The organism is Propionivibrio dicarboxylicus (assembly GCF_900099695.1).
Classification (GTDB): Bacteria; Pseudomonadota; Gammaproteobacteria; order Burkholderiales; family Rhodocyclaceae; genus Propionivibrio; species Propionivibrio dicarboxylicus.
The window spans coordinates 50,832-77,271 of record NZ_FNCY01000014.1 but is presented as its reverse complement, the minus strand read 5'-3'; the positions used below and the strand labels follow the sequence as shown (position 1 = coordinate 77,271).

The 26,440-nt window shown below is 58.1% G+C and carries 28 protein-coding genes; 4 read left to right on the top strand and 24 right to left on the bottom strand.

All coding sequences use genetic code 11. The annotated features are described in order from the left end of the window. Positions 1-71: 71 nt before the first annotated feature. From BLR25_RS15155 to BLR25_RS15085, 15 genes are all read right to left on the bottom strand, one after another. Complete coding sequence (locus BLR25_RS15155) at positions 72-548, bottom strand: hypothetical protein (protein WP_091938740.1); 477 nt, start codon at positions 546-548, stop codon at positions 72-74. After that, on the bottom strand, positions 545-1,426 hold the full coding sequence (locus tag BLR25_RS15150) for a type II secretion system protein (protein WP_091938739.1): 882 nt from the start codon (positions 1,424-1,426) through the stop codon (positions 545-547). Before BLR25_RS15150 ends, BLR25_RS15155 begins: the two co-directional genes overlap by 4 nt. Further along, the gene (locus BLR25_RS15145) at positions 1,423-1,983 is read right to left on the bottom strand and encodes a type IV pilus modification PilV family protein (RefSeq protein ID WP_176785923.1); all 561 of its coding nucleotides are present in this window, start codon (positions 1,981-1,983) and stop codon (positions 1,423-1,425) included. Before BLR25_RS15145 ends, BLR25_RS15150 begins: the two co-directional genes overlap by 4 nt. Further along, a complete protein-coding gene (locus BLR25_RS15140; RefSeq protein WP_091938737.1) occupies positions 1,980-2,465 on the bottom strand; it encodes a GspH/FimT family pseudopilin in 486 nt (161 codons plus the stop codon). Before BLR25_RS15140 ends, BLR25_RS15145 begins: the two co-directional genes overlap by 4 nt. Continuing rightward, complete coding sequence (locus tag BLR25_RS15135; RefSeq protein WP_091938736.1) at positions 2,466-7,262, bottom strand: DUF6701 domain-containing protein; 4,797 nt, start codon at positions 7,260-7,262, stop codon at positions 2,466-2,468. Positions 7,263-7,265: 3 nt separating this feature from the next. Further along, positions 7,266-7,982, bottom strand: coding sequence for a class I SAM-dependent methyltransferase (locus BLR25_RS15130; RefSeq protein WP_091938735.1), 717 nt, complete (start codon positions 7,980-7,982; stop codon positions 7,266-7,268). After that, positions 7,982-10,285 (bottom strand): O-linked N-acetylglucosamine transferase, SPINDLY family protein, encoded by a 2,304-nt coding sequence (locus BLR25_RS15125; RefSeq protein WP_176785922.1) that lies wholly within the window; start codon positions 10,283-10,285, stop codon positions 7,982-7,984. The genes BLR25_RS15130 and BLR25_RS15125 overlap by 1 nt, the downstream gene beginning before the upstream one ends. A gap of 167 nt (positions 10,286-10,452) precedes the next feature. Then, positions 10,453-10,863: a type II secretion system protein gene (locus tag BLR25_RS21815; RefSeq protein WP_091938786.1), complete on the bottom strand. Its 411-nt coding sequence runs from the start codon at positions 10,861-10,863 to the stop codon at positions 10,453-10,455. Positions 10,864-11,102: 239 nt separating this feature from the next. Further along, positions 11,103-11,507 carry a type II secretion system protein gene (locus BLR25_RS21810; protein ID WP_091938733.1) on the bottom strand — a complete coding sequence of 135 codons (405 nt, stop codon included), beginning with the start codon at positions 11,505-11,507 and terminating at the stop codon, positions 11,103-11,105. 9 nt (positions 11,508-11,516) lie between these two features. Beyond that, on the bottom strand, positions 11,517-11,828 hold the full coding sequence (locus BLR25_RS15110; RefSeq protein WP_091938732.1) for a hypothetical protein: 312 nt from the start codon (positions 11,826-11,828) through the stop codon (positions 11,517-11,519). 76 nt (positions 11,829-11,904) lie between these two features. Next, a complete protein-coding gene (locus BLR25_RS15105; RefSeq protein ID WP_091938731.1) occupies positions 11,905-12,309 on the bottom strand; it encodes a type II secretion system protein in 405 nt (134 codons plus the stop codon). Positions 12,310-12,355: 46 nt separating this feature from the next. After that, positions 12,356-13,015 carry a type II secretion system protein gene (locus tag BLR25_RS21805; protein ID WP_281245591.1) on the bottom strand — a complete coding sequence of 220 codons (660 nt, stop codon included), beginning with the start codon at positions 13,013-13,015 and terminating at the stop codon, positions 12,356-12,358. Then, positions 13,003-13,452: a hypothetical protein gene (locus BLR25_RS15095; RefSeq protein WP_091938729.1), complete on the bottom strand. Its 450-nt coding sequence runs from the start codon at positions 13,450-13,452 to the stop codon at positions 13,003-13,005. Before BLR25_RS15095 ends, BLR25_RS21805 begins: the two co-directional genes overlap by 13 nt. A 14-nt stretch (positions 13,453-13,466) precedes the next feature. Continuing rightward, the gene (locus BLR25_RS15090; protein ID WP_091938728.1) at positions 13,467-14,693 is read right to left on the bottom strand and encodes a type II secretion system F family protein; all 1,227 of its coding nucleotides are present in this window, start codon (positions 14,691-14,693) and stop codon (positions 13,467-13,469) included. Between the two features lie 2 nt (positions 14,694-14,695). Then, complete coding sequence (locus BLR25_RS15085; protein ID WP_091938727.1) at positions 14,696-16,402, bottom strand: GspE/PulE family protein; 1,707 nt, start codon at positions 16,400-16,402, stop codon at positions 14,696-14,698. Between the two features lie 92 nt (positions 16,403-16,494). Here BLR25_RS15085 and BLR25_RS15080 point away from each other — a divergent pair, with 92 nt between their 5' ends. After that, complete coding sequence (locus tag BLR25_RS15080; protein ID WP_091938726.1) at positions 16,495-16,959, top strand: tRNA (cytidine(34)-2'-O)-methyltransferase; 465 nt, start codon at positions 16,495-16,497, stop codon at positions 16,957-16,959. Here the strand turns inward: BLR25_RS15080 and BLR25_RS15075 are convergent. From BLR25_RS15075 to BLR25_RS15050, 6 genes are all read right to left on the bottom strand, one after another. Further along, entirely contained in the window at positions 16,956-17,954 is a 999-nt protein-coding gene (locus BLR25_RS15075; protein ID WP_091938725.1) for an NAD(P)H-dependent glycerol-3-phosphate dehydrogenase, read from the bottom strand. The genes BLR25_RS15080 and BLR25_RS15075 overlap by 4 nt on opposite strands. 3 nt (positions 17,955-17,957) lie before the next feature. Next, positions 17,958-18,389, bottom strand: coding sequence for an SH3 domain-containing protein (locus BLR25_RS15070; protein WP_091938724.1), 432 nt, complete (start codon positions 18,387-18,389; stop codon positions 17,958-17,960). A 30-nt stretch (positions 18,390-18,419) separates the two neighbouring features. Beyond that, the gene (gene secB, locus BLR25_RS15065; RefSeq protein WP_091938723.1) at positions 18,420-18,875 is read right to left on the bottom strand and encodes a protein-export chaperone SecB; all 456 of its coding nucleotides are present in this window, start codon (positions 18,873-18,875) and stop codon (positions 18,420-18,422) included. A gap of 45 nt (positions 18,876-18,920) precedes the next feature. After that, positions 18,921-19,196: a glutaredoxin 3 gene (grxC, locus tag BLR25_RS15060; protein ID WP_091938722.1), complete on the bottom strand. Its 276-nt coding sequence runs from the start codon at positions 19,194-19,196 to the stop codon at positions 18,921-18,923. Beyond that, positions 19,193-19,588 (bottom strand): rhodanese-like domain-containing protein, encoded by a 396-nt coding sequence (locus BLR25_RS15055; RefSeq protein ID WP_218122766.1) that lies wholly within the window; start codon positions 19,586-19,588, stop codon positions 19,193-19,195. The genes grxC and BLR25_RS15055 overlap by 4 nt, the downstream gene beginning before the upstream one ends. Positions 19,589-19,672: 84 nt before the next feature. After that, the gene (locus BLR25_RS15050; protein ID WP_394701327.1) at positions 19,673-19,978 is read right to left on the bottom strand and encodes an ArsR/SmtB family transcription factor; all 306 of its coding nucleotides are present in this window, start codon (positions 19,976-19,978) and stop codon (positions 19,673-19,675) included. A 75-nt stretch (positions 19,979-20,053) separates the two neighbouring features. On the opposite strand from BLR25_RS15050, the gene BLR25_RS15045 reads away from it, so the two are divergent. From BLR25_RS15045 to BLR25_RS15035, 3 genes are read left to right on the top strand one after another with little or no spacing between them, the layout of a single operon-like run. Further along, the gene (locus BLR25_RS15045; protein WP_091938719.1) at positions 20,054-21,406 is read left to right on the top strand and encodes a murein hydrolase activator EnvC family protein; all 1,353 of its coding nucleotides are present in this window, start codon (positions 20,054-20,056) and stop codon (positions 21,404-21,406) included. A 21-nt stretch (positions 21,407-21,427) separates the two neighbouring features. Beyond that, positions 21,428-22,849 (top strand): S41 family peptidase, encoded by a 1,422-nt coding sequence (locus tag BLR25_RS15040; RefSeq protein WP_091938718.1) that lies wholly within the window; start codon positions 21,428-21,430, stop codon positions 22,847-22,849. Between the two features lie 30 nt (positions 22,850-22,879). Continuing rightward, the gene (locus tag BLR25_RS15035; RefSeq protein ID WP_091938717.1) at positions 22,880-23,308 is read left to right on the top strand and encodes a hypothetical protein; all 429 of its coding nucleotides are present in this window, start codon (positions 22,880-22,882) and stop codon (positions 23,306-23,308) included. Positions 23,309-23,343: 35 nt separating this feature from the next. On the opposite strand, the gene ribD is transcribed toward BLR25_RS15035, so the two are convergent. From ribD to glyA, 3 genes are read right to left on the bottom strand one after another with little or no spacing between them, the layout of a single operon-like run. Next, positions 23,344-24,441: a bifunctional diaminohydroxyphosphoribosylaminopyrimidine deaminase/5-amino-6-(5-phosphoribosylamino)uracil reductase RibD gene (gene ribD, locus BLR25_RS15030; RefSeq protein WP_091938716.1), complete on the bottom strand. Its 1,098-nt coding sequence runs from the start codon at positions 24,439-24,441 to the stop codon at positions 23,344-23,346. An 8-nt stretch (positions 24,442-24,449) separates the two neighbouring features. Continuing rightward, positions 24,450-24,923: a transcriptional regulator NrdR gene (nrdR, locus tag BLR25_RS15025; RefSeq protein ID WP_091938715.1), complete on the bottom strand. Its 474-nt coding sequence runs from the start codon at positions 24,921-24,923 to the stop codon at positions 24,450-24,452. A 51-nt stretch (positions 24,924-24,974) separates the two neighbouring features. After that, complete coding sequence (gene glyA, locus BLR25_RS15020) at positions 24,975-26,225, bottom strand: serine hydroxymethyltransferase (RefSeq protein ID WP_091938714.1); 1,251 nt, start codon at positions 26,223-26,225, stop codon at positions 24,975-24,977. Positions 26,226-26,440: the final 215 nt, after the last annotated feature.

Here is a 26,440-nt window from a genome sequence, read left to right as displayed (position 1 = left end):
CAGACCGACACACGTTCTTTCGCAAGGGTCACCCCTACAGCCTCAGCCAACAATCTGGTCGCACCACGCACCTAAAACGAAACCAAGCCCTGCAACTGCCGTTCGACATAGCCAAACGTCGCCGGAGCTCCGGGACAGCGCGGCTCGGCGGCGGCCGCCGGGCTGCACGCGGTAACCCGCGTTTCGAATACCCAGGTCGACACCCCAAGCACATTCGTCTGCTCGACCAGCCGACATTCGACCGTGGCGTAAAATCCGGTCAATGTCGTCGTCCCTGAGAAGCCCAGACTCGTTGTACTCGCCCCCCAGGCTGTCCCGGACGGGCAAGCAGGACTTGCGGGTGTCGCGGCCAGCTTGTAACGAGCCCATTCCATGCCGGCGTTGGCCGCCTGCCAAGCACGCTCCCCCTGGACGTCGAGCAACATGCCCTGTTGCTGGCTCGAATGCACATTGACGATATACGCCCCCAGCGCTGCCAGAACAGTCAGCAGGAAAATCGCCGACGGCAGGGCGAAGCCGCGTTTGGAATTAGGGCGATAAATGCTCATGGCCGATTCACAATGGTCACTCGACGCAACAATGTCACTGTTTCGCTGGCGCTATCTCTGAGCGTCAGGTTAACGGTCACCAGTTGCACGCGCGCCTTGGTCTGATCGCAGGCAATCTGACAGGCACTGACATGGCTGGGATCAACCAATTTCACGCCGGAACGCGTCACACCGCTGGTCGTGCTGCATGTATACTTCACGGAAGTCGAATTAACGACATAAAAGCGACCGAACTCCCTATCGTTACTCTCATTGATGCCGCTCGTACTCGAATCGTCCTGCGCTGCAGCCGACGCGAGATTGCATTCAACCGGATAGACCGCACTGGCAACCGTTGCGCTGCCAGTCGCCAGCGACGACATCACCGGCCCATTGGCAACGAAGCTGGCCGCCCCGTCCGCAGCCACCGTACTGTGACACGTCGGCACCCCTGTGCTCAAATTCCCGACAACGACCCGGCTGCTCGTCCCTGAAACAGCACCTCCTCCTGCGTCGGTTTGAGTGACGTCTGCCGCACCGCCGATGGTATCGAACCCCGTCGCCGCCGAACCGAAGACCAAGGGCGTCCCGGTCGAGGCTCCGGTTTGCGCTTCGCGGAAACGCCCGCCAGATCGAATCGACAAGAACTCCAGCGGATACGTTGCACCGTTGCAGGTAATACTGTTTGGCAATGCCGATTGCAGGTCCCGCGCAATCACCCGTAAGGCCGAATCAGCCTCCTCGGTCAGAACGGCTCGTCGCACGCTGTTGAAATATCCTTCGACTGGCGCTTTGATGAACACCGCAACCATTGCCGCAATAATGCCGGCAATGACGATCACCATGATCAACTCGATCAGAGTGAACCCCTCCCGTCGCCCACTCCATTTCCGTCTCATTGCGGCACCTGACGCGTCTTGAAGCCTTCGGCCACCGCCTTGACGCTGCCGGCAGTGACGGTCACTGTTATCAACAGTGCATCACCGCAAGCCGCCGATATGTCGCCGAGTTGAGCCGGACCGATCTTCACCGACGCGGCATACCCAGAAGGGGCAGAGATTGCGGACTCATTTGGCAACACCGACCCCAGCGGCGTATCCGAATTCGCTGCCGTTACATAATCCTTGACCGTATCATACGGTCGCGTTTCGCCGGCTTCAGGGCCATATGCATAATCACTGGCGCTACTCAATTCAGTACAAAGCGCCGCGGGTTTTGTGTATTTCAATGCAACATCCGCACCGTCAGCATAGGCGAAATACCCTGTCTGGATTTCCTCCAGCAAGCCCTCGGCCAACGCCTGTGCCTGCTTCTGAACGACGGGATCGGAACTCCGGAACACCGTCACGTTCAACACCGCCAGAACACCAACGAGCGCAACAGAAACGATGACAATAAAGACGATCAACTCAATCAGCGTCATGCCGGCGTGACGGCTCGGGAGGACTGTGGTCATTCGCATGCCGTCACCGGATTGCAATGCACATACCCCGTCGTTTCGACGACGATGGTATAGGTTTGGTCGCCGAGAATCGTAAACGACAAAGCGGTTCCGCTCGCCGAACCGTCACCAGCGAACACCGCGCCAAGCGCGCCACCGTAGCTGACGCCGCTGAACGTTCGCCACTTCAGCGACGGATTGGTCACTGTCGTTGTACAGGTTCCGGAACTTCCACGAGCCGAAGCCATTGTCATCGTCAGCGCATTTCCGCCCACACTTGCCGCCACACAAACCTTGCGCCCGGTCGCCACTGCCAATTTCCGCGCATACTGCACCGCCGCCAGGGTCTGGTCGGCAAAACCGCGCGTTTCAAACGCCGAGCGATCGACGAACTTTGCCATCGCGGCAACCGACAGGATTCCGAGCACAACGATGACGACGACAAGTTCAATCGTCGTAAAACCGTCGGTTACGGAATGTCGTGATGCGTTCGTCACCTAGAAATTCTCCCGCCGGTAGAGAAACCCCCAGTTGCCTCGCGAATTAGCGCCACCCCCGCCGAAAAGTACCGTTGCCGAGGGATCCCTGTCATAGGACGACGAGCCCCAATTCCCGCGCAGATACGCCAACCCTGCCGCCGAACTGCCCGAGCATCCATCCGAAGACGTTGCCAGATCGAGACACACCGTTGCCATTCCCGATGCCGTTGGCTTGGCGAGTGTTAGCGTACCATATCCGCCGGCAACCGCGCCGGCTCCGACCGCGCTGGTTCCCGTTGCGCCGGTCAAGGCGGCGTTTCCGACAACATACAAGGAGCCGCTGTCATCGACATTGGTCCGCCAGTATGACCCATCCCAGTATTGGGCTTCCGTTTTCATCACATACGGCGCCAACTCCGACCCCTGTCCTGAAATCAAACGTAATCGACCAAACCGGGATTTGGTCATGAACACCAGCTTTCGCTCGGCCGTACCGTCCGGGTTGCTCGCCAACGTACTGCCGGTCGTCGCATCGAGATCGACCTTATGCACATCCGAAGACGTCGGCCCGGGCAGGCTGATGCCATCTGCATCGCGTGGCATCGCGCCAACACTGAGCGCCTCGTACGAACCATCCGGGGCCGAAGCACGCGCCAACGCGACATGGGCGATGAAGGTTCCCACACCGGCTGTCCAGCTGCTTGATGGACTGGAAATATTCGAGAAATCCGACGCCGTCTTGACCGCCAGGCGCCCGGACAAGCCAGTCGTGCCGCCGAGTGCGCCCAAACCAAAGCATTGAGAGGTGGCGCTGCACCCCGTGTTGAACCAGCTGCTGCCGGTCCCGAGTGTCGCTGCGTCGAGCTTGGCAAAGCTGCCGGCATAGTTGGTTGTGACGCTATCGCTGGCCGAATACGCGGTCACCGTCAGCGTCATCTTCATCGGCTCGTCCATATAGGTAAAGCTCCCTCCGGGACTCGCCAGGTCGCTTCGATTGACAACCGAACCGGAGACTCCGAAGTGATGCGGCGTAAAGCGCCCGATCGCGCCGCTGACCCCAGTTGCGGCCGGAGACAGGCTGACGCCTTCGAACGCACCATTCATCGCCGACAAGCTGATCACCCCAACCTCGCTCCAGGTCAGATCGCTCAGATTGGCAACACCATTTGTGAACGCACTGCGATAGAGCGTCGTCGTTCCGCCCAGCGCTCCCGTCGCACCACTGCTCGGCGCAACGAGGGTTCGCGCCAGCGTCACCACCTCGGTGCCGTTCGCGGTGCCAAGACCGAAACTCGGGGTCACCACACTACCGCCATACGCGACGGCACGAACTGTTGCATTGAACGCCGTCCCGGCGGATGTAAACACCGACCCCGATCCGTCCGTCGCCGAAGCATTCGCGGAGGAACAAGGCGTCGATCCGGTACAGGCGATGACCGAGAAGCCATAGGGCCGGACAAGAAACGTATTGCTGTTCCCGGACACTATGCTGACGCTCGTCCCCGTTGTCGCATCGGCAATCGATCCAGAGGCATACACCTTGAAACTTCCGACATCCCAGGACTTGAGGTTGATGCTGCCATAACCTGATGCGTCGAATGCCACCGCGACACTGCTGGCCGGAGTCGGCGCGCTCCCGGAACCGGCAACGGCCGTGCCGTTCACTTCAAACCCAGCGCTGGCAGCATTGCAGCTACTCGGATCGACGCATTGGTAGGCAAACTGGATTGTCCGGGTGGTGCTGCCAAGCAAGGACACGCAACGCGCAGGCGTCGTCTCGGACGTTTTCACTGCCCGGATTGTCAGTGTCTGCGGACTTGGCTGATAAGTCGAATCAGCGACGTCGGAGCGCAGCCCGGCCGTCAATGAGGCCAGCGCGTCGACCACCCCATTGGCATAGAAGCGGAACCCGGTAGTGCTGAACACAAGATTTGCGTCCTCCGTCGCGCTTTCGACCGCACCGCTGCTATCGATCACGTTAACGTTCTCGGTGATCGCGCTGCTTTGCTTCAGACACAGGCGAATTCCTGTTTCGCCCGACGCAAAAGTATAGGTTGCCACCCCGTTGTTACCGGTGGTATTGGAAAAGCTGTTGACGCAGGTCTGCGCGGTGCCGGCCGCGTTGTAACAAATACGACTGCAACTGTCGGCTGACGCCACCCAGCTACCAATCGCCGCACCACTACTGACATTTCGCGCCGTGACCGTCACGGTCCGCCCTCCCGCATCGGTACTGGCATGGTAACTATCGTGCGCGGTGACCGTCACTGGCTCGGCCTCGCAGGTCAGCCCGGTACCGCTATGGCTAATCGCATAGTGCGCCAGTGTTGCCGGACAACTGTGAGCGTTATCCATCAACTGTGTGATCTGCGTCGCCGTCAGTGCACCACTGTAAATGGCGACCTCATCCATAACGCCGTCAGCCGAGTTACCTCGGTTCGAATTGATCACGGCATTGGAATTCAATGTATCCCCGAGGAACAACGTCCCATAAGAAGACCGAACCGGCAGTGTCACCGCACCGCTCGTCGCGGCCAACGCCCCATTGACATAAATAAGCATGTAACCGCTGGTACTGCTGCTGAAATTCCAGACGACCGCAATATGAGCCCAAGTTCCAGCCCCCGTCGTCTGCGCTGCCGTAGTTACGGTCCTGACACTTCCGTTCGCATCACGTATTACAAACTGCAGGGTTCCCGACTGCGTCAACACCACATAAAAACGATCGATTGCCAAAATACCCGTACCGCTACCATCGATCAGCGTTCGATCGTCGACGTTTCCGCCAGCAGCGTTCCACGCTTGGTTCCCGTTGTACCAAAAGGCAATTGTCCCGGCATTGCCAAGGCTGTTCACACCAATCCCGGTATTCACGCCCTGGACCGTCGACACCGAAGTATTGGTCGGAATCATCACCGCTTTGCAGGTATCGCCCTTCAAGCCCGACGCAGGAGCAAGGGTCGTCGCAGCCACACCGTTTCCTTGCGCTGTCGCCGTTCGCCCATTACCACTACTATCGGAGAAGTCTCCGTCGAGTTTGTAGTACGCATAGGCCGTGGGCAAGATCGTATAGCTGTCGGTCGCAGTATTATTGGCGCTGTTATCGTCATACTGAGTGCCGGCGACCGTCGCAGAGTTGGTGATCGTCCCGGTCGTTCCGGACGCAACAGCCACCGTCAACACAACCGCGGGCGCCGTCGCCCCGCTCGCAAGACCTGCAGAATAGGTACACGTCACGCCGGTCCCACAGGTCCACCCGGAACCGACGGCTGACACCAATGTCAGTCCGCTCGGCAAGACATCGCTGACGGTAATTGTTCCCGTTTCGTTCAACGGCCCGTTGTTACCGACAACCAGCGTATAACTGGCATTACTGCCGGCGGTCAGCGTACTGCTGCGGATGATGCTGATCGACAGATCGGCGGCCGCCACGTCCTGGCTATTTGTCGCAGTATTGTTCCCGGAGTCGTTGTCGAACAAGGCCCCGGCAACCGTAGCACTATTCGTCAGCGTTCCGGTTGCGGTATTTGCAACGGTTGCCGTCACGGCAATGGCATTGGCTGAGGCTCCCTTGGCGAGGCTGCCAGTACGCGTGCAAGTCACCACCTGACCCGACGCACCGCACGACCATCCGGCTCCGCTGGCCGACACGTACGTGAGCCCCGTTGGCAAAGTATCGGTCACCGTAATCGGCCCGGTCTCGGCGCTCGGGCCGGCATTGCTCACGTTCAGGGTGTAGTTGACGGTCGTACCACGTTGCATCGTGCCGCTATACCCCATGGTAATCGCCAGATCGGCGACCGGCACATTCGGGACGGCAAATATCTCTGCCGACAGAAACACCAGATCCTGACCACTCGAGTACACCGTGGTCGCCGTTGTTTGCCCGGCGACAATTGTCGGCGACGCGATCGAATAAACGTCGAAATCGACCCCGTACGATGCGAAATCGACGGTCGGAGAAATGGTGCTGACCGAGTTGAACTGATTGTTCACCGGATTGTTAGTATCCGACAGCGTATACCCGTTAAATGTCAGGTTTTCCGAAGTACTCGATATCGTTCCGTCCCCCTCCCACGTAAGGTGCCCCGCCTTTCCGCTTGTTGCACCGAGCGGAGTAGGTATCTTGAAGTTGGAGAGATTGATGGTAATGCTACTGTTCTGAAACGAAGAAAACCCTTCATAGAGGTTCAATACGCGGTTCGTGCTGTCTGCGGTCGGATTCGAGTAAATGACCAGCAAGGCCCATCCGGCCAGCACTGCCTGCGTGCTGCAATAGGTACTGCTGGTATCAACCGTCAATCCTGAAAAACTGTAGCTCCCGTTACCCTTGGCGGCAACGACGGAAGTGACGTCGGCGACACCGCTGAAATAAGCTTCTCCAGAATTTGTCGAGGTGTATTGCCGCGAAGCGGTTATTGAGTTGCTCTCAAACGTCACCGTATAGTCCGGCGTCGCCCCTGAACCGGCCCAATACAAATATGCGGCGAGAACGGTGTTCGTTCCAGTCGAAGGCAGGCCAGACAACGTTGCCGACGTCACCCCGGTGGTAACCGAGCAGGCGTTTACGTCATTGGAATTGGTACGCAGCGTCTTTTGCATACCAGTGAAATTGACGGTACCGGCCCAACTGTCGAAAAGGGCTATGCCGGTGTCGGCGATCGCGTTTGTTAAGAAACACGACGAGATAACGAACGATACTAGAACAAGCAGTAACCGTCTTAGCAAAGAGTGGAACTTCAAATAGACAATTTCGTCACGTATGGCCACCTTCAATCTCTTTCCGTCGTGCAAGGCAGGCTGGTAAAGCGCCAAGTTCTATGCCCCCCCCCACATCGGCAGATGCATTTTTGCCAACGCTTCTATTTCCTGAGCACTGCGATCACTTTTGTTGGCCAGCACCCATAAACTGAAGGAGCTATCATCAACCTTGCCAATAGCCGATGCAAACCCCGCCGCAATCAATGCATTCGTCAATGAATCCAGACAAAACCCCATGTGATGTGCCATATACAAGCGCCCCTCCGCCAACGCCGGCCTGAATCCATACAGGACATCAAGTGGCGCAACAGGACCAGACGGCGATTCATAGATGGGTTGCTCCAGACCACTCTGAACGATCGCCTTTGCAACAGCCAACAAATCCGGACACGTAATCACCAATATGCCCTCACGATCGAGAACGCGCAGAAATTCCTTGAAAACCGAAGCCACTTCGTGCGGGTATAGGTGCTCAATGTTATGCGACGAATAGATCGCATCCATAGAACCATCCGCAATCATATTCATGTCGAGCATACTTGCCACGATGTCGGGTGAAACATCGGCATCGATATCCAAGCGTATTTCGCGCCAATCATCCGACAAGAAGCCAGGACCAACTCGCGGCTTACAATTGGGGCCGCAACCAACGTGCAGGAATTTCTTGGAGGGGTGAACATGAAAAGGCAGTCTCGCTGATGCGGCGTCAGCCGAATCAATCCGTGCAGCTTTCCACCAAGCAATCAGCCGACTAACGATGTTTCCAGCGTCCATTACTCTGTTTCCAAAGCGTGGTTTTCACGAACGACAATATCGCTGGGCAGCTTCTCTCCCCGGAGATGGGCGTCCCACATGCGTTGATAGAGCAATTCAAGATCTCTGGCAAACAATTCGGACTGCAGCAAAGGACTGGCCTTCATGCGATCTCGCAAGCCTTTGCGCAAGCAGGACAACCGAGTTAAGTCATGCGCGAGTTCTACGACACCTCGAACATAAGATTTCACGTCTGGATACGCCAACTCTGATAACCCGATGTTTTTCAAGGCGGAAATTGTCTGCCTCGATACGACATCCGAACCAGCAACTGTCACTACGGGCACCCCCATCCATAGCGCTTCAAGCGTCGTCATCCCTCCGTTAAACGGGAAGGGGTCGAGCGCAATATCAACCTCGGAGTATTCTGATAGCATTAGCGGATGAGAGGACGGGCCGCGTAACACCAGACGTTCAATATCAAAACCATGGGCGAGGAAACGGCTGCGAAGTTCGTCACAAACGCGCTCGTTGTTCAGGTGCCCAGCCTTAAGCAATAACCTGCTGCCGGGGACCATATCCAGCACACATTTCCAGGCTGCAATTACAGGATCAACTAACTTCTCGATACGATTGAAGCAGCCGAAAGTCACGTACCCGGTATTCAGGCAGGGCAGTGGTGCAACATCAGGCGAGTAACTCGGTGGCGAATAGCAGAAGCGCGAATGAGGCAACCAAACCGGCGTCTCGGAAAAGAGCTGGCCACACCCAGCAGGAGACGTAGATGGATCTGTAATGAAATAGTCAATACTTTCAAGGCCGGTCGAATGAAAGTAGCCGATCCAGGTCACCTGCACGGGAGCGGGCTTCATGACAAAGGTCGGCAAACGGTTGTATGCGGTATGCCCAGAGAGATCAACAAGAATATCAATCCCGGTTTCGTGCACCAGATCTGCCAGTTCATCGTCGCTCGTCAGCAATACGTCGTGCCACGCAGAAGCACTGCCACGTATCGCCTGTGTAATTTCGTCTCCTTCACTCCGCATCATTGAGAAACAGTGGATCTCAAATGATCGCGAGTCATGGTGACAAATGACATCGCGCAGAAGAAACCCAACGGGATGCGTCCCAAAGTCCCCTGAAACATAACCGATCCGAAGCGGCTGCTTCCCTTTGCGGGCGGAGTTTTCAAAGCTTCTGCTTTTCTCGGTACGTTCGAAACGCCGCGCCCATTCACGATGAAAATCGTACACCTGCGCCGAACTCAATTCGGGCATATAGGTGGAATTAAATGCGATATTAGAATAAATTGAGGGCATATCCGGGTTAATCACCAACGCTTTTTCCTGCATTGCGTTGGCGCCACGGTGATCCGCGCGGGCACTCAGACATCCAGCCATGGTAATCAGCGCAGAGACATTTCCTGGTTGCATTTTCAGCACTTTACTGCAACTCTCTTCTGCCCCTGCCATATCACCCTTAGCCTGCTGGGCCAATGCCAATGCCGCCAAGCGTTGCGCGCTTTCTCCCTTGATCGCAATTTCGCGCTCAAGAAACAACAGAGATTCCCCCAGGTGGTGCCTTTCTCCAAACAGCGTCGCCAAATTCAAGTGCGCTTCTAGGCAAGCCGAGTTACATTCCAGCGCACGCTGGAACGACTTCACCGCTTGACGCGCTTTTCCAGTGTGCAACAGAACGTTACCCATATTGACGTGTAACGCTGCCTCGGTCGGATGCAGCTCAATCGCACGTCGCGCAGCTTCTTCGGCATCAGCAAACCGGCCCAACTCATAAAGTGCCGCAACACGGTTATTCGACGCCTCCAGCAAACGAGGATTAAGGACTAGCGCTCGCTCACATCGCGCCAAAGCATCTTGCGCATTCCCTTTAACAAGAAACCATTCACCAAGATTGCTCCACGCCTGGGCATAGCCAGAATCGAGCAGAATAGCTTTCTCGTAGGCATTTTTGGCGAGCTCCATCTTTGCCAACCGCCGATACGCAGCCCCGAGAGCACACCAAACACCCGCATGCCCTTCGTCCTTCTCAATTACTTGAAGACACGCCTCAACGGCATCCTGATTTCGATCTCTGTCGAGCAGCGCTTTAGCCAAAAGAAAGCCTGCTTCAGCAGCTGGCCTACCGTTGCCTCCAGTGCCATTACGAAAACAGGAAATCGCCAAGTCATGCAGGCCTTTATGCCCGAGCCACTGCCCCAACAACACCCATATGCGCGCGACAAGAGCACGCCAAACCACATTCAGAGAGAGCATACTGATGTTATTGAACGTAGAAAACAGGATCACTAACTGATAGACCCGCATACTGCGTGAGACAAACGCCAAGACACAGCACAAGCCAGTCATCTAGCGCCAGCCACCTCGCCAACAGAGCCGGAGGATCACCCACCAAGCACTTGCTGCACAATAGACGAAGTCGCTATGCACTAGTTGCTTGAGCAAGGCTCCTACTAAAGGCTACTAAGGTTCGACTAACCGGTACAAATCAGCGTCGCCGGCGCTGTCACGTTTGGCGAGGTAGTCTTGCTGACGGTAATGTCCAGCGTCGTTCCTGCCGAAGCCGATCCACCGCAATCCAGACCTGCAACCCCCGTTACCGAATAGCCGGACGGCACTCCCCCTTGCATGACCGACCCCGCAACAACCATCAAGTCAAACGCATTACCTGAAATTTGAACGCCACTGGTTGAATTCACCAGCCTAGCTGCATAATTTATCGCGAATGCAGAGGTCAGGGATCCGGCGACACCTTGTGTCGCCGCTCTGGCTGCATCGGTTTGCAAATCAATGAATTTCGGGAGAGCCATGGCAGCCAAAATGCCTAACACGACCATCACGATCACTAGTTCAATCAGGGTAAAACCGCTTTGTCTGTGCTTCACTTTCTGCTCCCCGAAAAACGCATTACGGCCGCACTCTCCCGTTTGCCAACTTCGCAAATTAAGCTCACCTTGCCATTCAACGAAGCGTGCAGACCAAACCTCGTAAAAATACGCAAATGCCGCACAAATAAACACTGTCGGCACAGCTTGTTAGCATCTACGTGCGAAAAGTATTGCACTACGCACATTCATTCAATACGAACAGACCAACGCCCATCATCAAATGACACGCCAAGCGACTAGCCTGTACAAATTAATGTAGCTCCCGCAGTCGCCGTCGGAGATGCGGTCTTACTGATAGTTATCGCAATATTAGATCCTGCGGTTGTTCCACACAAAACCGAAGACCCTGCGGCAGGAATCGCGTATCCAGCAGGAAATCCTCCTTGCAACACTGATCCTACGGCCGATGAGACCGTTACGGTTCCGGAAACCTGCACCCCCTTGGTTGAATTAACCATGCGTCCCGCAAGGTTGACAGAAAACGCAGAGGAAATGCCCCCCGCAATTCCCTGCGTTGCTGCGTTGGCTGCATCAGTCTGCAAATCAACAAACTTGGGAATTGCCGTCGCCGCCAAGATTCCCAGAATGACAATTACCACGACTAACTCTATTAGGGTAAACCCCTGTGCCTTGTCGCCCATCTCTAATTTCTACTTTCCGACGAAGGAGGAAACGAGTAATGCAAAGAGCACTTTCTTAACCAACACTGGCGGGTATCCTTGTGCCAGGAGGCGCTCTTGCAAGCCAAACGCCACCCGCGCCCGGCCAATGACACCAAGCCGATGCCGTTCACGCTCAAGGCGAGCCTCTTCGTAGAATCGTTGCAAACCGCTCTCGACCTTGGCCGCGACCAACTTTTCCGATGGCTTCTTTCCGCCCTTCGGCCCAACATCGCGGGGAACCGAAGATGCGAACGCATTGGTCAGGCGCTCACATATATCCTCAATTTGTTTTTTTGCCATCTGTTTTCCAGTCGCAAGAGTGCCGCAAAAATCATTTTTTGCGGCACCTGCAAACAATAATTCCGGTCAACAGCAATCAACCCGTACAAATCAGCGTAGCTCCGGCAGTCGCCGTCGGAGTAGCTGTCTTACTCACGGTAATGGGAATATTCGTGCCTGCAGTCCCGCACGACACCGTTGCCGCTGCTGCGGTTACAGCATACCCGGACGGAATCCCGCCCTGCAATACCGAACCGGCCGCCGCCGACACCGTCACGGCTGTACCTGAAATCGCCGCGCCTTTTGTCGCATTGACAATCACGCCAGCATAGTTGAGTGCAAATGCCGAAGAAACCGCACCTGCAACGCCTTGGACAGCCGCCGTGTTGGCATCCGATTGAAGATCAACGAACTTCGGAATGGCCGTCGCCGCCAAAATACCCAGGATAACGATCACCACCACCAGTTCGATCAAGGTAAAACCGCCTTGAGAACGTTTCATAACTAACCCCCTTTAAAAAAACCACTAATAAACAACGCCAAAAAAATCAACATCCGGAAATTTCCAGCCCACTGATTGTGGCGGCAATATTTGCCGCCGTCGGTTGCGTGTACGTAAAGAAACACATGGTCGGACTCGGCGCCCCGACGACCCCGAAGGTAGCGATGTTGCTGCTTTGCGAATACGTATATCCTTCCGCCTCCAACTGCGCCTGCGTTGGGTTAAAGACCCCGGTCAGCCCTGCCGCAGACAGAATTCCGGGACTTGTTCCCGCCAAGGCAGTTACTGCCGGATAGCCGAACACGAGGCCAACCAAACCACTCTCCGTACACACCGTCCCGGTCGCTGCCGGACTATTGCTCGCCGTCCCCCCCCCCGCCGGACATGCAACCGTATCAGGCACCCCTCCGCGCGACAACGTCGTCGCATGAATCAGCGCCGACGCTGCCGAAACACTACCGCGCGCCGCCTGTAATTTGGCAATGCGCGCGTCGCGCTGCAAACTGGTGAATCGCGGCAAGGCGACAGCCGCCAAAATGCCGAGAATAATGACAACCACAATCAGTTCAATCAGCGTGAAGCCTTGTTCGCTGTGTCGCCAACTAGATTTTCTTCTCTGATTATTGCAATTCATCACTACTTCCAAAATTTCGCGATCGCATGATACATCAATAAACGCCGGCATCCGAGGCTCTATTTCACACATTTACCGACCTCCCCGAGTTGACGCAAACCAATCCCCGACAACTGGCCGAGCGCACTTGGCGCCTCGCCCCCTCGTACCAATTTATAGCAAGATTCGCGCCCGGAACGAAAACGATAAACCAGCGCCTGCCGCGACCGGTCGAAATACCAGACACCGCCCTCCACCGGTACTGTATCGATTTCGCCAAGATAACCTGCTGGCCGACGCGCTACCCAAAGCATTGGATTGCGGCTGTCCGGCACCATTCCGCCATACAACTCGCGATGGGTCAGCCGATCCAGCAATTCGACACGCAGGGCCGCCACTTCGGTCTGAACAGCGGAGGACTCTACATCTTCCCGCGTTCGCTCGAGCGCTGTAAGCAATACGAAAACCAAGCCACCGACGATGGCCACCAGCAGGGCAAGCTCGAATTTTCGCGGTCGAACCCAGTCCATGGCGCGTCATATCCTCACCGTTTCATTGCCACCTGGCCGAGGTCCCACATCGGCAGGAAAATACCAAGTGCCAGAATCAGCACCATGATTCCCAGCAGCACGATCAGGATCGGCTCGATCTGCTGGCCAAGCGTCTTGAGTTCGTACTCGACTTCCTGCCGATACATGTCGCCGACCTCGTCCATCATGTCATCGACGGCCCCCGACTCTTCACCGACGGCAACCATCTGCAAGACAATCGGCGTAAAAATACCCGCGCTGATCGTCGCCCGCAGCAAACTCTCGCCACGCTCAACATTTTCGCGCATGCCTTCAACGCGTTGGGCAACATAGACGTTATCGACGGTCTGTGCGGCATTGGACAAAGCCTGCATCACCGGCACACCACTACGGGTACCGAGCGCAAAGCTGCGGGCAAAGCGAGAAAGTGCCGCTTTGTGCAGGATTTTGCCGGCAATCGGAATGCGCAACGACCAGTGGTCCCACGCGCAACGCCCACTCGCCGTCGCAACCCACGAGCGAAACCCGACAGCGCCGCTGGCGACGCCCACCAACAGCGCCGGCCACCAGGCCACCATGAATCCCGAGAAACCGAGCAACAACCGGGTCATCAAAGGCAACTCCGTGCCAAACCCGGCAAATACCTTGGCGAACGCGGGAATGACGAAGATATTGACGATGACGATCGCCACCGCCATCGCCAGCACGACGAATGACGGATAGCGCAGCGCCGATCGCACCTGTTCGCGCATGAAGCGCTCAAACTCCAGATGTTCAAACAACCGGAAAAAGACCGTTTCAAGCAAACCAGTCGCTTCACCCACTCGGATCATCGACAGATAGAACGGCGAGAAGACCCGCGGATGACGTGCCAAGGATTGCGACAGTTCGCGACCAGCCTCCAGGCTCTCGCGAATTTCTCCGATCACGCGCTTCATCTCGGTGTTGATCGCGGCATCCTGCAAGCCATTCAGGGCGCGCATGATCGGAACACCCGACTTCAGCAGCGTATGCATCTGGCGACTGAAGAGTAGCAGATCAATGTGCGTGATCTTCGGCGTAAAGAGCGAAAGGCTGCTCCCCACCGCCTTTTCCGCCTTCGCCTTTGTTTCGCGGATATCGACGGGCATGAGCCCCTGTCCGCGCAACACATCGACCACCGCACCAACGCCAGCGCCTTCCAGCACGCCTTCGACAAGCTGGCTTGAACCGTTTCGCGCTTTATATGAGAAGGTCGGCATGATCAGTCTTCAAACTGGTTGCTGATGCGCATGGCTTCCTCAATCGTCGTTCGTCCCCGCACGACCTGCCGCACCGCGTCGCGACGCAAGGTTTCGCCAGCCATCTGGCGGCGTGCCGCCTGTACGAACACCCCGGTATCGTCGGAGTTGATCGCTTCGACGATTTCGTTGGTCATCTCGAGCATTTCGAAGACGCCGGTACGTCCGGAATATCCCGTGCCACCGCAACGGGCGCAACCACGCCCTTGTCGGTAGGTATATTTATCGACTGCATCGCCCAACTCGAAGCGCAACCACTCATGCTCACTCGGCGAGGGCGTGACGACCTCGCCACAATTTTCGCAAATGACGCGAACCAGGCGTTGCGCCAACACGAGTTGCAGCGAAAGCGCGACCATATAGCGAGGGACGCCCATGTCGAGCAGGCGAATCGGCGTCGACACCACGTCGTTCGTGTGCAGCGTTGACAGCACCATGTGACCGGTGATGGCCGCCCGCATCCCGATTTCCGCGGTCATCTGGTCTCGCATTTCGCCGACCAGGACGATATCCGGGTCCTGACGCAACGCCGAGCGCAAGACGCGCTCGAAGGTCAGATCGATCTTGTCGTGTACCTGCACCTGATTTATCCCGGGCAAGCGGTATTCAACCGGGTCCTCGACGGTAATGATCTTCTTCTCGGTCGTATTGAGCTCGGTCAACGCGGCATACAGGGTCGTTGTCTTGCCGCTACCGGTCGGCCCGGTCACCAACACCATTCCGCTCGGACGGCGGACAGCATTACGCAGGCGATCGAGAACGCGCGGCGCGATATTCAGACGATCAAGTCCCAGCAAGCCGGTGTTCTGATTGAGCAGACGCATGACCACCGACTCGCCATACTGCGTCGGCATCGTCGAGATACGCACATCGATCGGCGCATTACGCACCTTGATGGCGAACCGCCCGTCCTGCGGCAGCCGCTTTTCGGAGATATCCAGGCCCGACATCAGCTTGAGACGCAAGGACAACGCCGAAGCGATCTTCAGATCCGCTTCCATTTGCACATGGAGCACGCCGTCGATGCGGAAGCGAATACGTAACTGGCTGGCCTGCGGCTCGATGTGAATGTCCGACGCGCGTGAGCGCATGGCTTCCTCGAACACCGTTTGCAGGAGCTTGACGACCGGGGCCTCCTCGGCGCCCGGTGAAACACTGAGCAACTCGCCGAATTCGACCGGCACATCCCCCAGATCCGCCGTCAATTCCTTGGCCAAGCCGCTGATTTCTTCAGTACGGCGATAGACGCGATCGATCAGCGCCAACAACTGGCTTTCGGCGACAACAGCAACCTCGATGTCGCGCTTGACGAGCCGGAAGACATCGTCGTACGCCTGCAAATCGGTCGGATCGACAAAACCGACGCGCAATACGCCGTTAACTTCTTCGAGCACCACCGCGCGGTAACGTCGGGCCTGCGCCTCGGGCAAGAGATTGATGAGTTCCTGCTTCGGATCGAAATGCCTCAGATCGACAAACGGCACCTGAAGCTGATTGGCCAAGGCCTGCGAAATTGCCTCTTCCGTACAGAAGCTGCTTTCGACGACAATACGCCCGAGTTTGCGGCCGCTGCGTTTCTGCTCATCGAGCGCGAATTTGAGCTGTTCGCCGGTCAACAGCCCCTGCTGGATCAGCAAGTCGCCGAGTCGAATTTTTTCCGGCCGAGCCATGCAATCTCCAGTTGTTTTTGAGGAAGTCCTTCTAATGGACTGATTCTAACCATTTTTTGTTTCAATAAAAAGAGATATTCCGGGAGTAGTGCGTGACCACTGTTGTTTTATTCCAACCCGAAATCCCGCCCAACACGGGCAACATCATCCGGCTGTGCGCAAATACGGGGTGTGAACTGCGGCTCGTCGAACCACTCGGATTCCCGTGGGAAGACAAGAAACTGAAGCGCGCGGGACTGGATTACCACGAATTCGTCCGAGTCATTCGTCATCCCAACTGGAGCTCATGCCGCGAGGCGCTTGCCGGGCGGCGGTTTTTCGCCTTGACGACGAAGGGGAGCAACCGCCATGACGCGCCGACATTCTTGCCGGACGATGTTTTCGTCTTCGGGCGCGAAACCAGCGGTTTACCTTCCGAAGTTCTATCCGACATTCCGGAACCTCAGCGACTGAGGTTGCCGATGCGGGAGGGTCAGCGCAGCCTGAACCTTTCCAACGCCGTCGCCGTCATGGTTTTCGAAGCCTGGCGACAACAGGGATTTAGCGGCGGAATTTAGCTCCCCCTCAAACTTTCCGGTTTAGGGTCACGACTCAACAACTGCGTCACCGCCTCCGCCGCCGGCATGCCCTCATGCAGGATGGCATTGACCGACTGCGTGATTGGCATGTCGATCCCCAATCGATCGGCAAGTTGCGCCACTTCCCGCGCCGTGCTGACCCCCTCGGCCACATGCCCGAGTTCCGCCAGAATCTGTGTCAGCGTCTTTCCTTCGGCCAGCGCCAGACCGACCCGACGATTGCGTGACAAGTCGCCGGTACAGGTCAATACGAGATCCCCCATACCGGCAAGACCCAGGAAAGTCTCGGCACGTCCGCCCAGCGCCACGCCGAGCCGGGCAATTTCGGCAAGCCCGCGCGTCATCAGCGCCGCCCGTGCGTTGTAGCCGAAGCCCAGGCCATCGCAAATGCCGGCGGCGATCGCCATGACATTCTTGACCGCACCGCCGACCTCGGCCCCTGGAAGATCATCGCTGGCATAAATCCGCAGTCGCGGCGAATGCAACTCAATCGCCGTCCGTCGCGCAAAATCCGCATCGTTGGCCGCCAGAGTCACTGCCGTCGGCAATCCACGCGCAACTTCCTCGGCAAAGCTCGGACCGGTCAATGCGCCGTATTGCGCGCCATCCCCGAGTTCTTCGGCAACAATCTGATGCGGTAATTTCGCCGTTTCGGCTTCAAGCCCCTTGCACACCCACAACAAAGGCCGCAACTGACCGTTCTGCTGCAAGCGCCGTACCCCGGCGCGAAACCCGACCAGCGGCGTCGCCAGCAACAAGAGATCGGCATCCGACACCGCCACATCGAAATCCGCTTCGACCTTCAACGCTTCCGGGAAGGGAAATCCAGGAAAAAAACGCTTGTTTTCGCGCTCGACCTGCATCGTTTCGGTCACGTCGGCCTCGCGCGTCCACAAGGTCACCGCGTGCCGCCCGCAAAAGGTAATGGCCAGCGCGGTTCCCCAAGCGCCGGCCCCAATAACCGTGATATTCACGCCTTACTGCCCCCAGATCTGATTGGCGCGCACATACCCAGACGCGCCGTCACGGTGATGAACCTTGACCCAGCCGCCCGGCGCTGTCTCAAGATAGTCGAGCGAGACCTTTCGATCCGCCTCGAATACCAAGGGCGCAGCTTCATCAGGCTTCTGACGAATCTCGGCACGCGCTGCCGTGACAATCACCGTGCGCCGCTCGGCGAGGTTTTTTTTCTCGATCCAGGCCAGGCCGCCCTCGGCATCACGGACCTTCACCCAGCCTTCGAGACTGACGACCACCTCGACCGGCGTATCCTTCCGGATGACAAACAACTTGTTGCCGCGCAACGACGGGCCGTCGTAGAGCACCGTTGCCGAATCGACGGTCCGATAATCGACGGCCAGTGCCGGCATGGCCAGCACAATTGCCCCAAGGAACAGCCAACGTTTCATGCCGAGGCTCCGAAGAGAAACCGACGTGGATTATTGCACCGTCTGTTCGGCGCTCGCAGCCTGCTCCTGCTGGCGCGCGGCATAGAGCGACTCGAAATTGACGGGTTGCAGCACCACCGGCGCGAAGCCGCCGCGCGACACGGCATCTGACACCACTTCGCGCGCATAGGGAAAGAGGATGTTCGGGCAGGCGATCGAGAGCAGCGGGTCGAGATTCTCCTCCGGTACGTTGCGCACGCGGAAAATGCCCGCCTGGCCGACTTCAACGAGGAATACCGTCTTCTCGCCGAGCTTCGCCGTCACCGTCACCGTCAGCGTCACTTCGAAAGCATCTTCGGTCAGCCGTTGCACCCCGGTCTGCAGTTGCAGACCGACTTCCGGCGTCTCGCTTTCGACATAGATCGCCGGCGCATTCGGCACTTCCAGCGACAGATCCTTGACATAGAGCTTTTCGATGGCAAACAACGGCGTTTCTTGTTCGGTCATGATGAATTATTTCCTGACAGGTAAAAATACGGCGACAAGCGGCACTCAGGCCGACTGACCGCCAAGCAGAGGCAGCAATTTGCCTGCCTTGTCGAGCGCGACCAGATCATCGCAACCACCGACATGAAATTCGCCGATGAAGATCTGCGGCACGGTCCGACGGGCGGTCTTGGCGATCATCTCGTCAAGACGCGCCGGGTCAAGATCGATACGGACCTTTTCGATCTCGGTGACGCCGCGCGCGCGTAGTAGCTGCTCGGCGCGGATGCAGTACGGGCAGACCGCGGTCGAATACATCAACACATGCGGCGTTGCACTCATTTTTTCGCCCCCTTGCGCAACGGCAAGCCAGCGGCGCGCCACGCGGCAACGCCACCGTCGAGATTGTGCACGCGCGTAAAACCGAGCCCTTCGAGTTTCTTGCAGGCATCGCTCGAGCGAGCACCGGTCTGGCAAACCAGAATCACCGGCACTTCCTTATATTTCTCGAGTTCCCCCTGGCGTTGCTCGATCTGTGCCAAGGGAATGTTGCGCGACTCGGGCAGATGGCCTTCGACGTATTCGAAGGGTTCGCGCACATCAATGACAACCGCATCCTCGCGATTGATCAGCATCGTCGCCTGGGTCGCGTTGAGCAGATGCTTGCCATCGGGACGGCGCAAGGTCAGCACCAACAGCAGACCGCCGCTGACCGCAGCGGCGAGAACCAACATGATATTTTGTTGAAGGAATTCCAAGAAAAGCTCCATCCAAAGAGGAAATCGAAGAAACTGGCGGAAACAGGCAGAGCCGACGACTCAGCCGCAAAAGACCTCGCGCATCATACCGATCAACTGCAAGGTCCGCTTGTCGCCGATGCGGTAATAGACCCGGTTGGCTTCCTTGCGCGTCACCAGAACGTCCTTGTCGCGCAGGATCGCAAGGTGCTGGGAAATATTGCTTTGCGACGTACCGACCGCCTCGACAATCTCTTGCACACAGGCTTCCTGATCGCCGACAACGCACAGTATTTTCAGGCGCAAAGGGTGCGCGATCGACTTCAGCGCGCGCGCGGCCGACTCGATGTGCTCCTGCTTGTCGATAAGACTGGTTTGAATCGCCACAATGCCCAACCCTCGTTAAACAAGGGGAATCATTATAGAATAATTCCCGTTCCGGGGGGCCCCCCTAGGCAATACATGAACCGACCCGACTTTTTGCGACCCCAGTCCTCACCGTCCGACCCCGGCGCTCCTCCGGCACGTCCGAAATTCGCCCGCCGACAACGCATCCTGGCTGCCATCATCAGTGCACTCTTGCTGCTCGATGCAGACGCACACGCGGCAAAGGAAAAAAAGAAACCGGCGCAGCATCCGGCCACGCAGAACGAAGTCACGGCGAAACAGGGCGACTTAAAGGAGGTTCGCAGCCAAATCGAATCGCTGCGTAAAGGCATTGCCGATACCGAGGGAAAGCGCGCCACCGCGGCAGACCAACTCAAGGGGGTCGAGCAGGAAATCTCGGCAACGCAGCGGGAACTTCATGCCCTGACGATTCAGCGGGAAAAAATCCAGGCGGCGCTCAAAGATCTTGCCACACAATCGAAAGAGCTGGAAAACCGCTTGTCCGGCCAGCAGGCACAGCTCCAGAATCTCGTCTATCGGCACTATGTGCGGGGCACACCGGACACGCTGCACACCCTGCTCAACGGCGACAATCCCAGCCAGGTCACGCGCGACCTTTACTATCTCTCGGTCATCGGCAAGGCGAGAAGCCAGCTTGTCCATGAAATCGAAACAACCTTGCAGCGCAAACAGGCGCTGGCGCTGAAGACACGGGAGCAAGCACAGGAACTCTCTGCCGTCGAAGGGCGCCAACGCGAGCAACACGCCAAATTGCTCGCTCAGCGCGAGCAGCGCAAGCTCATGCTGGAGAAGATATCGGCCAAGATCAGCGAGCAGCGGCGGGAAATCGGCGCCCTGCAACGTGACGAAAAGCGCCTGACGCAACTGATCGAACAACTTGCCAAGACGCTCGCCGCCAAAGCGGCACCGCGCAAGGAGTCGCGCCCGAGCAGCACATCCCTGCCAGGGAAGACACAGACGCCGGCAAGGGAACTCGTCAATGACAGCACACCGGAAGCCTCACTGGGCGGCGGCCTGAGCCAGTCCAAGGGGCAATTGCGACTGCCGGTGAAAGGCACGGTCACCAACCGTTTTGGCGCACCGCGCCAGGAAGGCAACGCCTGGAAGGGCCTGTTCATCCGGGCCGGACAGGGCACCAGCGTCCACGCCATTGCCGGCGGGCAAGTCGTCTTTGCCGACTGGATGCGCGGATTCGGCAACCTGCTGATCGTCGATCATGGCGGCGGCTACCTCTCGGTCTACGGCAATAATGACGCCCTGCTGAAACAGGTTGGCGACCGCCTGCACGGCGGGGACGTCATCGCCTCGGTCGGGAACAGCGGTGGCAACCCGGAATCCGGTTTATACTTTGAACTGCGCCATAATGGCCAGCCGCAAGACCCGCTCAAATGGGTCAGTCTCAGATGATTTTGTACTGGAGTCGAAGCGATGGGTAAGTTGAAACAGGCCGGTCTGATCTGCGCAGGAATGCTCGGCGGCATCCTCATCAGCCTGCAGATTTCGGCGCTTGCCGAAAAGGAAACCCGCGCCAGCCTCCCGATCGAGGAGCTCCGGACGTTCGCCGAAGTGTTCAATGCCATCAAGCAAGGCTACGTCGAACCCATCGAAGACAAGAAGCTGATCACCCATGCCATCAGCGGCATGCTCTCCAATCTCGACCCGCATTCGGCCTACCTCGACGCCGACGCGTTCAAGGATCTCCAGGTCGGCACGCAAGGCGAATTTGGCGGACTTGGCATTGAGGTCGGCATGGAAGACGGCCTCGTCAAAGTCATTTCGCCGATCGAAGACACCCCGGCCGACCGCGCCGGCATCAAGTCGGGCGACCTGATCTTCAAACTCGACGACACGCTGGTCAAAGGCCTCACACTCTCGGACGCGGTCAAGCGCATGCGCGGAAAGCCGAAAACGCAGATCAAGCTCTCGATCCTGCGCAAGGGCGAAGCCAAGCCGCTTGAAATCACCCTGACGCGCGAAATCATCAAGGTGCAGAGCGTCAAGTCGAAGCTCGTCGAACCCGGCTACGGCTACCTGCGCGTCACCTCGTTCCAGGAAAACACGGCGGCATCGGTGGCCAAGCATCTGGGCGATCTCTACAAACCCGGCCAACTCAAGGGACTGGTTCTCGATCTGCGCAATGACCCGGGCGGATTGCTCAATGCGGCCATCGGCGTCTCAGCGGCTTTCCTGCCGCCCAAGACACTGATCACATCGACAGATGGGCGCACCCCCGACGCGAAGCATCAGTTTTACGCAGCGCCCGAAGATTATCTGCGGGGCACACGCGACGACTTTCTCAAGGCGCTGCCTGCTGAAGCGCGTAGCGTGCCGATGGTCGTGCTGATCAACGGCGGCTCGGCCTCGGCTTCCGAAATCGTGGCGGGCGCCCTGCAAGACCATAAGCGTGCGGTTCTGATGGGAACGACGAGTTTCGGCAAGGGTTCCGTGCAAACGGTGCTGCCGCTGCCCAACAATACTGCCATCAAGCTGACGACCGCTCGCTATTTCACCCCGTCGGGCCGCTCGATCCAGGCCAAGGGTATCGTTCCCGACATCGTCGTCGAAGAATCCGCCAACGGCACCTCGGCCATGCGCCTGCGTGAAGCCGACCTCGAACACCACCTCGAGAACGATCGGGATCCCGGCAGCGACAAGGCGGCGCCAGCAGCCAAGCCGCAAAGCAAGGCGCCTGGTGCGGCAAAACCGAAGGGCGCGTCTCCGGCCAAGGATGACGACGACAGCGGTGAACCGCCGATGCGCGAAATCGCCTCGAAGAAGGATTACCAGCTCAACCAGGCGCTCAACCTGCTCAAGGGCTTGCAGATCATGCAAGGCAAGCCGAGTTCCTAGTTCCTGCGTCGCATCCCTCCGGAGTCCGTCATGAAACGTCCGCCGGCTGCCCCACCTCGAACCCCTCCGCCCATCCGGAAGGAAAGGACGATTTATTTTTCCGAGATCCCTCCGGGCCAGGTCGAGGAAGCCACCCGCTTCCTCGCCGGCCTCAGCGGATTGAGTATCGTCCCTCACCCGGAGCGACTGAGCATCGATGTCAGCTACGACCTCCACGACCACTCGCTGGAAGAGCTCGAAACGGCGCTGATCGACAAAGGCTTCCACCTCGGCTGTGCGCTACTGGTCAAACTGCTGCGCGCGCTCTATTACTACGTCGAGGAAACCGAACTGCACAACCTCGAAGCGCCCGAACGCCTGCTCAAGAAATCACAGAATCAGGCCTACATCCAGGCATGGGAACGCCATCCGCACGGCGATCACGACGACACCCCGCCCGAGTGGCGGGAATACAAGTAGGCTGCGCTGTCCTTATTGCCGGAGGCGCTGCTGGCTCACGGCGCCTTCGCCGGCACAACTCGTGCGAGTATGCGCAAATCGTCGCCAAGCACACGTAAATCGCTGATCTTTAACGCCACTTTTTCTGCCAGCGAACTCAGCTCCGGCAAATCCACCAGCCCGCGCGCGTCGCTGCCCAGGAGGCAGGGGGCCATATAGAGCAGCAGTTCGTCAACAAGACCGGCGGCGAACAAGGCGCCGCTCAAGCCGCGCCCAGCTTCGACATGGACTTCATTGATCCCGCGCTGCGCCAGCAGGGTCAACAGTCGGGACAGATCGACCCGCCCCGCAGTATTCGCCAACGACCAGACTTCGGCACCACGCGCCCGCAACGCGTCAGAGAGCGCCCCTTCTTCCGAGGCCGTTGCGATAACGGTACCGCTGCCAAGAACGCGCGCCGACGGAGAAATTTCGAGACGGCCATCGACAACCACCCGCAAAGGCTGCCGCGTCGTATCAACGCCTCGCACGGTCAGTTGCGGATCATCGTCACGCACCGTTCCCATGCCGGTCAGGATCGCACAGGCGCGGGCTCGCCAGCGATGGCCGTCCTGACGCGCCGCCGCCCCGGTAATCCATTGACTCTGCCCATTCGCGAGCGCTGTCCGGCCGTCGAGGCTCGCCGCCATTTTCAGCCGCACCCACGGTCGTTGCCGGGTCATGCGTGAGACAAAGCCGATGTTAAGCTCGCGCGCTTCGGCTTCGAGCAAGCCGCAAACCACCTCGATGCCGGCTTCGCGCAGCATCGCGAGACCCCGTCCCGAAACCTCGGGATTCGGGTCCTGCATCGCCGCGACAACGCGCGACACCCCCGCATCAATCAACGCCTTCGCACACGGTGGCGTGCGACCGAAATGACTGCAGGGTTCGAGGGTCACATAGGCCACCGCACCGAGTGCGTCCGCCCCGGCAGCCTTTAACGCATGGATTTCCGCGTGCGCCTCGCCGGCGCGCCGATGCCAACCTTCGCCAACGATTCGCCCATCCTTGACCAGGACGCAGCCAACACGCGGATTCGGCGAGGTCGTCCACAGCCCAAGTTCGGCCAGGCGCAAGGCCCGCGCCATGAACTCGTGATCGGCGACGGAAAACATCCGCCGACCTACCGGCTGCGCCGTGCGACCGGACGGGGCGAGACCTCGCGGATGATGTCGGAAAACTCGTCGACATCCTCGAAGTTGCGATATACCGACGCGAATCGGATATAGGCCACCTTGTCGATCTTCTTGAGTTCGCGCATGACCATCTCGCCGATCTTTTCGGAAGGCACTTCGCGCTCACCAAGGGTCAACAGCTTTTCCTCGATCCGTATGATCGCAGCATCGACCGCCTCGACAGTCACCGGCCGCTTGCGCAGCGACAGCCACAAGCTGGCAGACAATTTCTCGCGGTCGTAATCGACACGCGAACCGTTCTTCTTGACGACCTGCGGCAGGCGGATTTCCGCCCGCTCATAGGTCGAAAACCGCTTGTCACAGGTCAAACAGCGGCGGCGGCGGCGCACGATATCGCCATCGTCGTTGATACGCGTATCGGCGACCGTGGTCTCCGCCGCACCGCAGAACGGACATTTCATGGCGTCACCTGCCGATCGACATGAGAGACGCGCGATTGCAAGACTGCCGCCTTAAGCACCGTAGACCGGGAACTTCTTGCAGAGCGTCGAGACATCCGCACGCACGCGCTGCAACACCGCTTCGTCAGTGGGCGCCTCAAGCACATCGGCGATCAAGTGCGCCACCTGCTCCGCCTCGATCTCGGTAAAGCCACGGGTCGTCATTGCCGGCGAGCCGATACGAACGCCGGAAGTCACCATCGGCTTCTGCGGGTCGTTCGGAATCGAATTCTTGTTAACCGTGATGTGCGCTTTGCCGAGTGCCGCTTCGGCTTCCTTGCCGGTGATGTTCTTGGCACGCAGATCGACGAGAAACACGTGCGACTCGGTCCGTCCGGAGACGATCCGCAGGCCGCGCTCCTCGGACAACACCCGCGCCATGACGCGCGCATTGGCCAGGACTTGTTCCTGATAGTCGATGAATTCCGACGTCGCCGCTTCCTTGAAGGCGACGGCCTTGGCGGCGATGACATGCATCAGCGGACCGCCTTGCAGGCCGGGGAACACCGCCGAATTGATCGCCTTTTCGTGTTCCGCCTTCATCAGGATGACGCCGCCGCGCGGGCCGCGCAGCGTCTTGTGCGTCGTCGAGGTGACGACATCGGCGACCGGCACCGGATTCGGGTAGCAGCCGGCGGCAATCAGCCCGGCATAGTGCGCCATGTCGACCCAGAAAATCGCGCCGACTTCCTTGGCCACCTTGGCGAAGCGCTCGAAATCGATTTGCAGCGAGTAGGCCGAGGCACCGGCGATGATGATGCGCGGTTTGTGTTCGCGCGCCAGCGCTTCCATGCGGTCATAGTCGATTTCCTCGGCGGCGTTGAGGCCGTAGGAAACCACGTTGAACCATTTTCCCGACAGATTCAGCGGCATGCCGTGCGTGAGGTGACCGCCTTCGGCGAGGCTCATGCCCATGATCGTGTCGCCCGGCTTGGCAAACGCCATCAGCACGGCCTGGTTGGCTTGCGAGCCCGAGTTCGGCTGGACGTTGGCGGCTTCGGCACCGAACAGCTGCTTGAGGCGATCAATCGCGAGTTGCTCGGCGATATCGACATATTCGCAACCACCGTAGTAACGCTTGCCCGGATAACCTTCGGCATATTTGTTGGTGAGTTGCGAGCCCTGGGCTTCCATCACCGCCTTGCTGACATAGTTCTCCGAAGCGATCAGTTCGATGTGCTCTTCCTGGCGACGATTTTCCTTCTCGATCGATTGCCAGATTTCAGGATCCATCTTCGCCAGAGTCTCTTTTGCAGAAAACATCGTGTGCCTCACAAGCCATTGAAAAAGTGGCCGATTATATCACGCAGCAATCAGGCACAACGACCATCGACGACGACTTGGTTCGTTGAAATTGCAACAGCACAGCCAATTCCGGCGCCATAACAACATCGTAATATCACTTCTGTGCAATAATAGAACGTTGTTTCAAAAACGCTTCTGGCCTCTCCGAGCGATCCTGGGACGAGTCCGCCCTC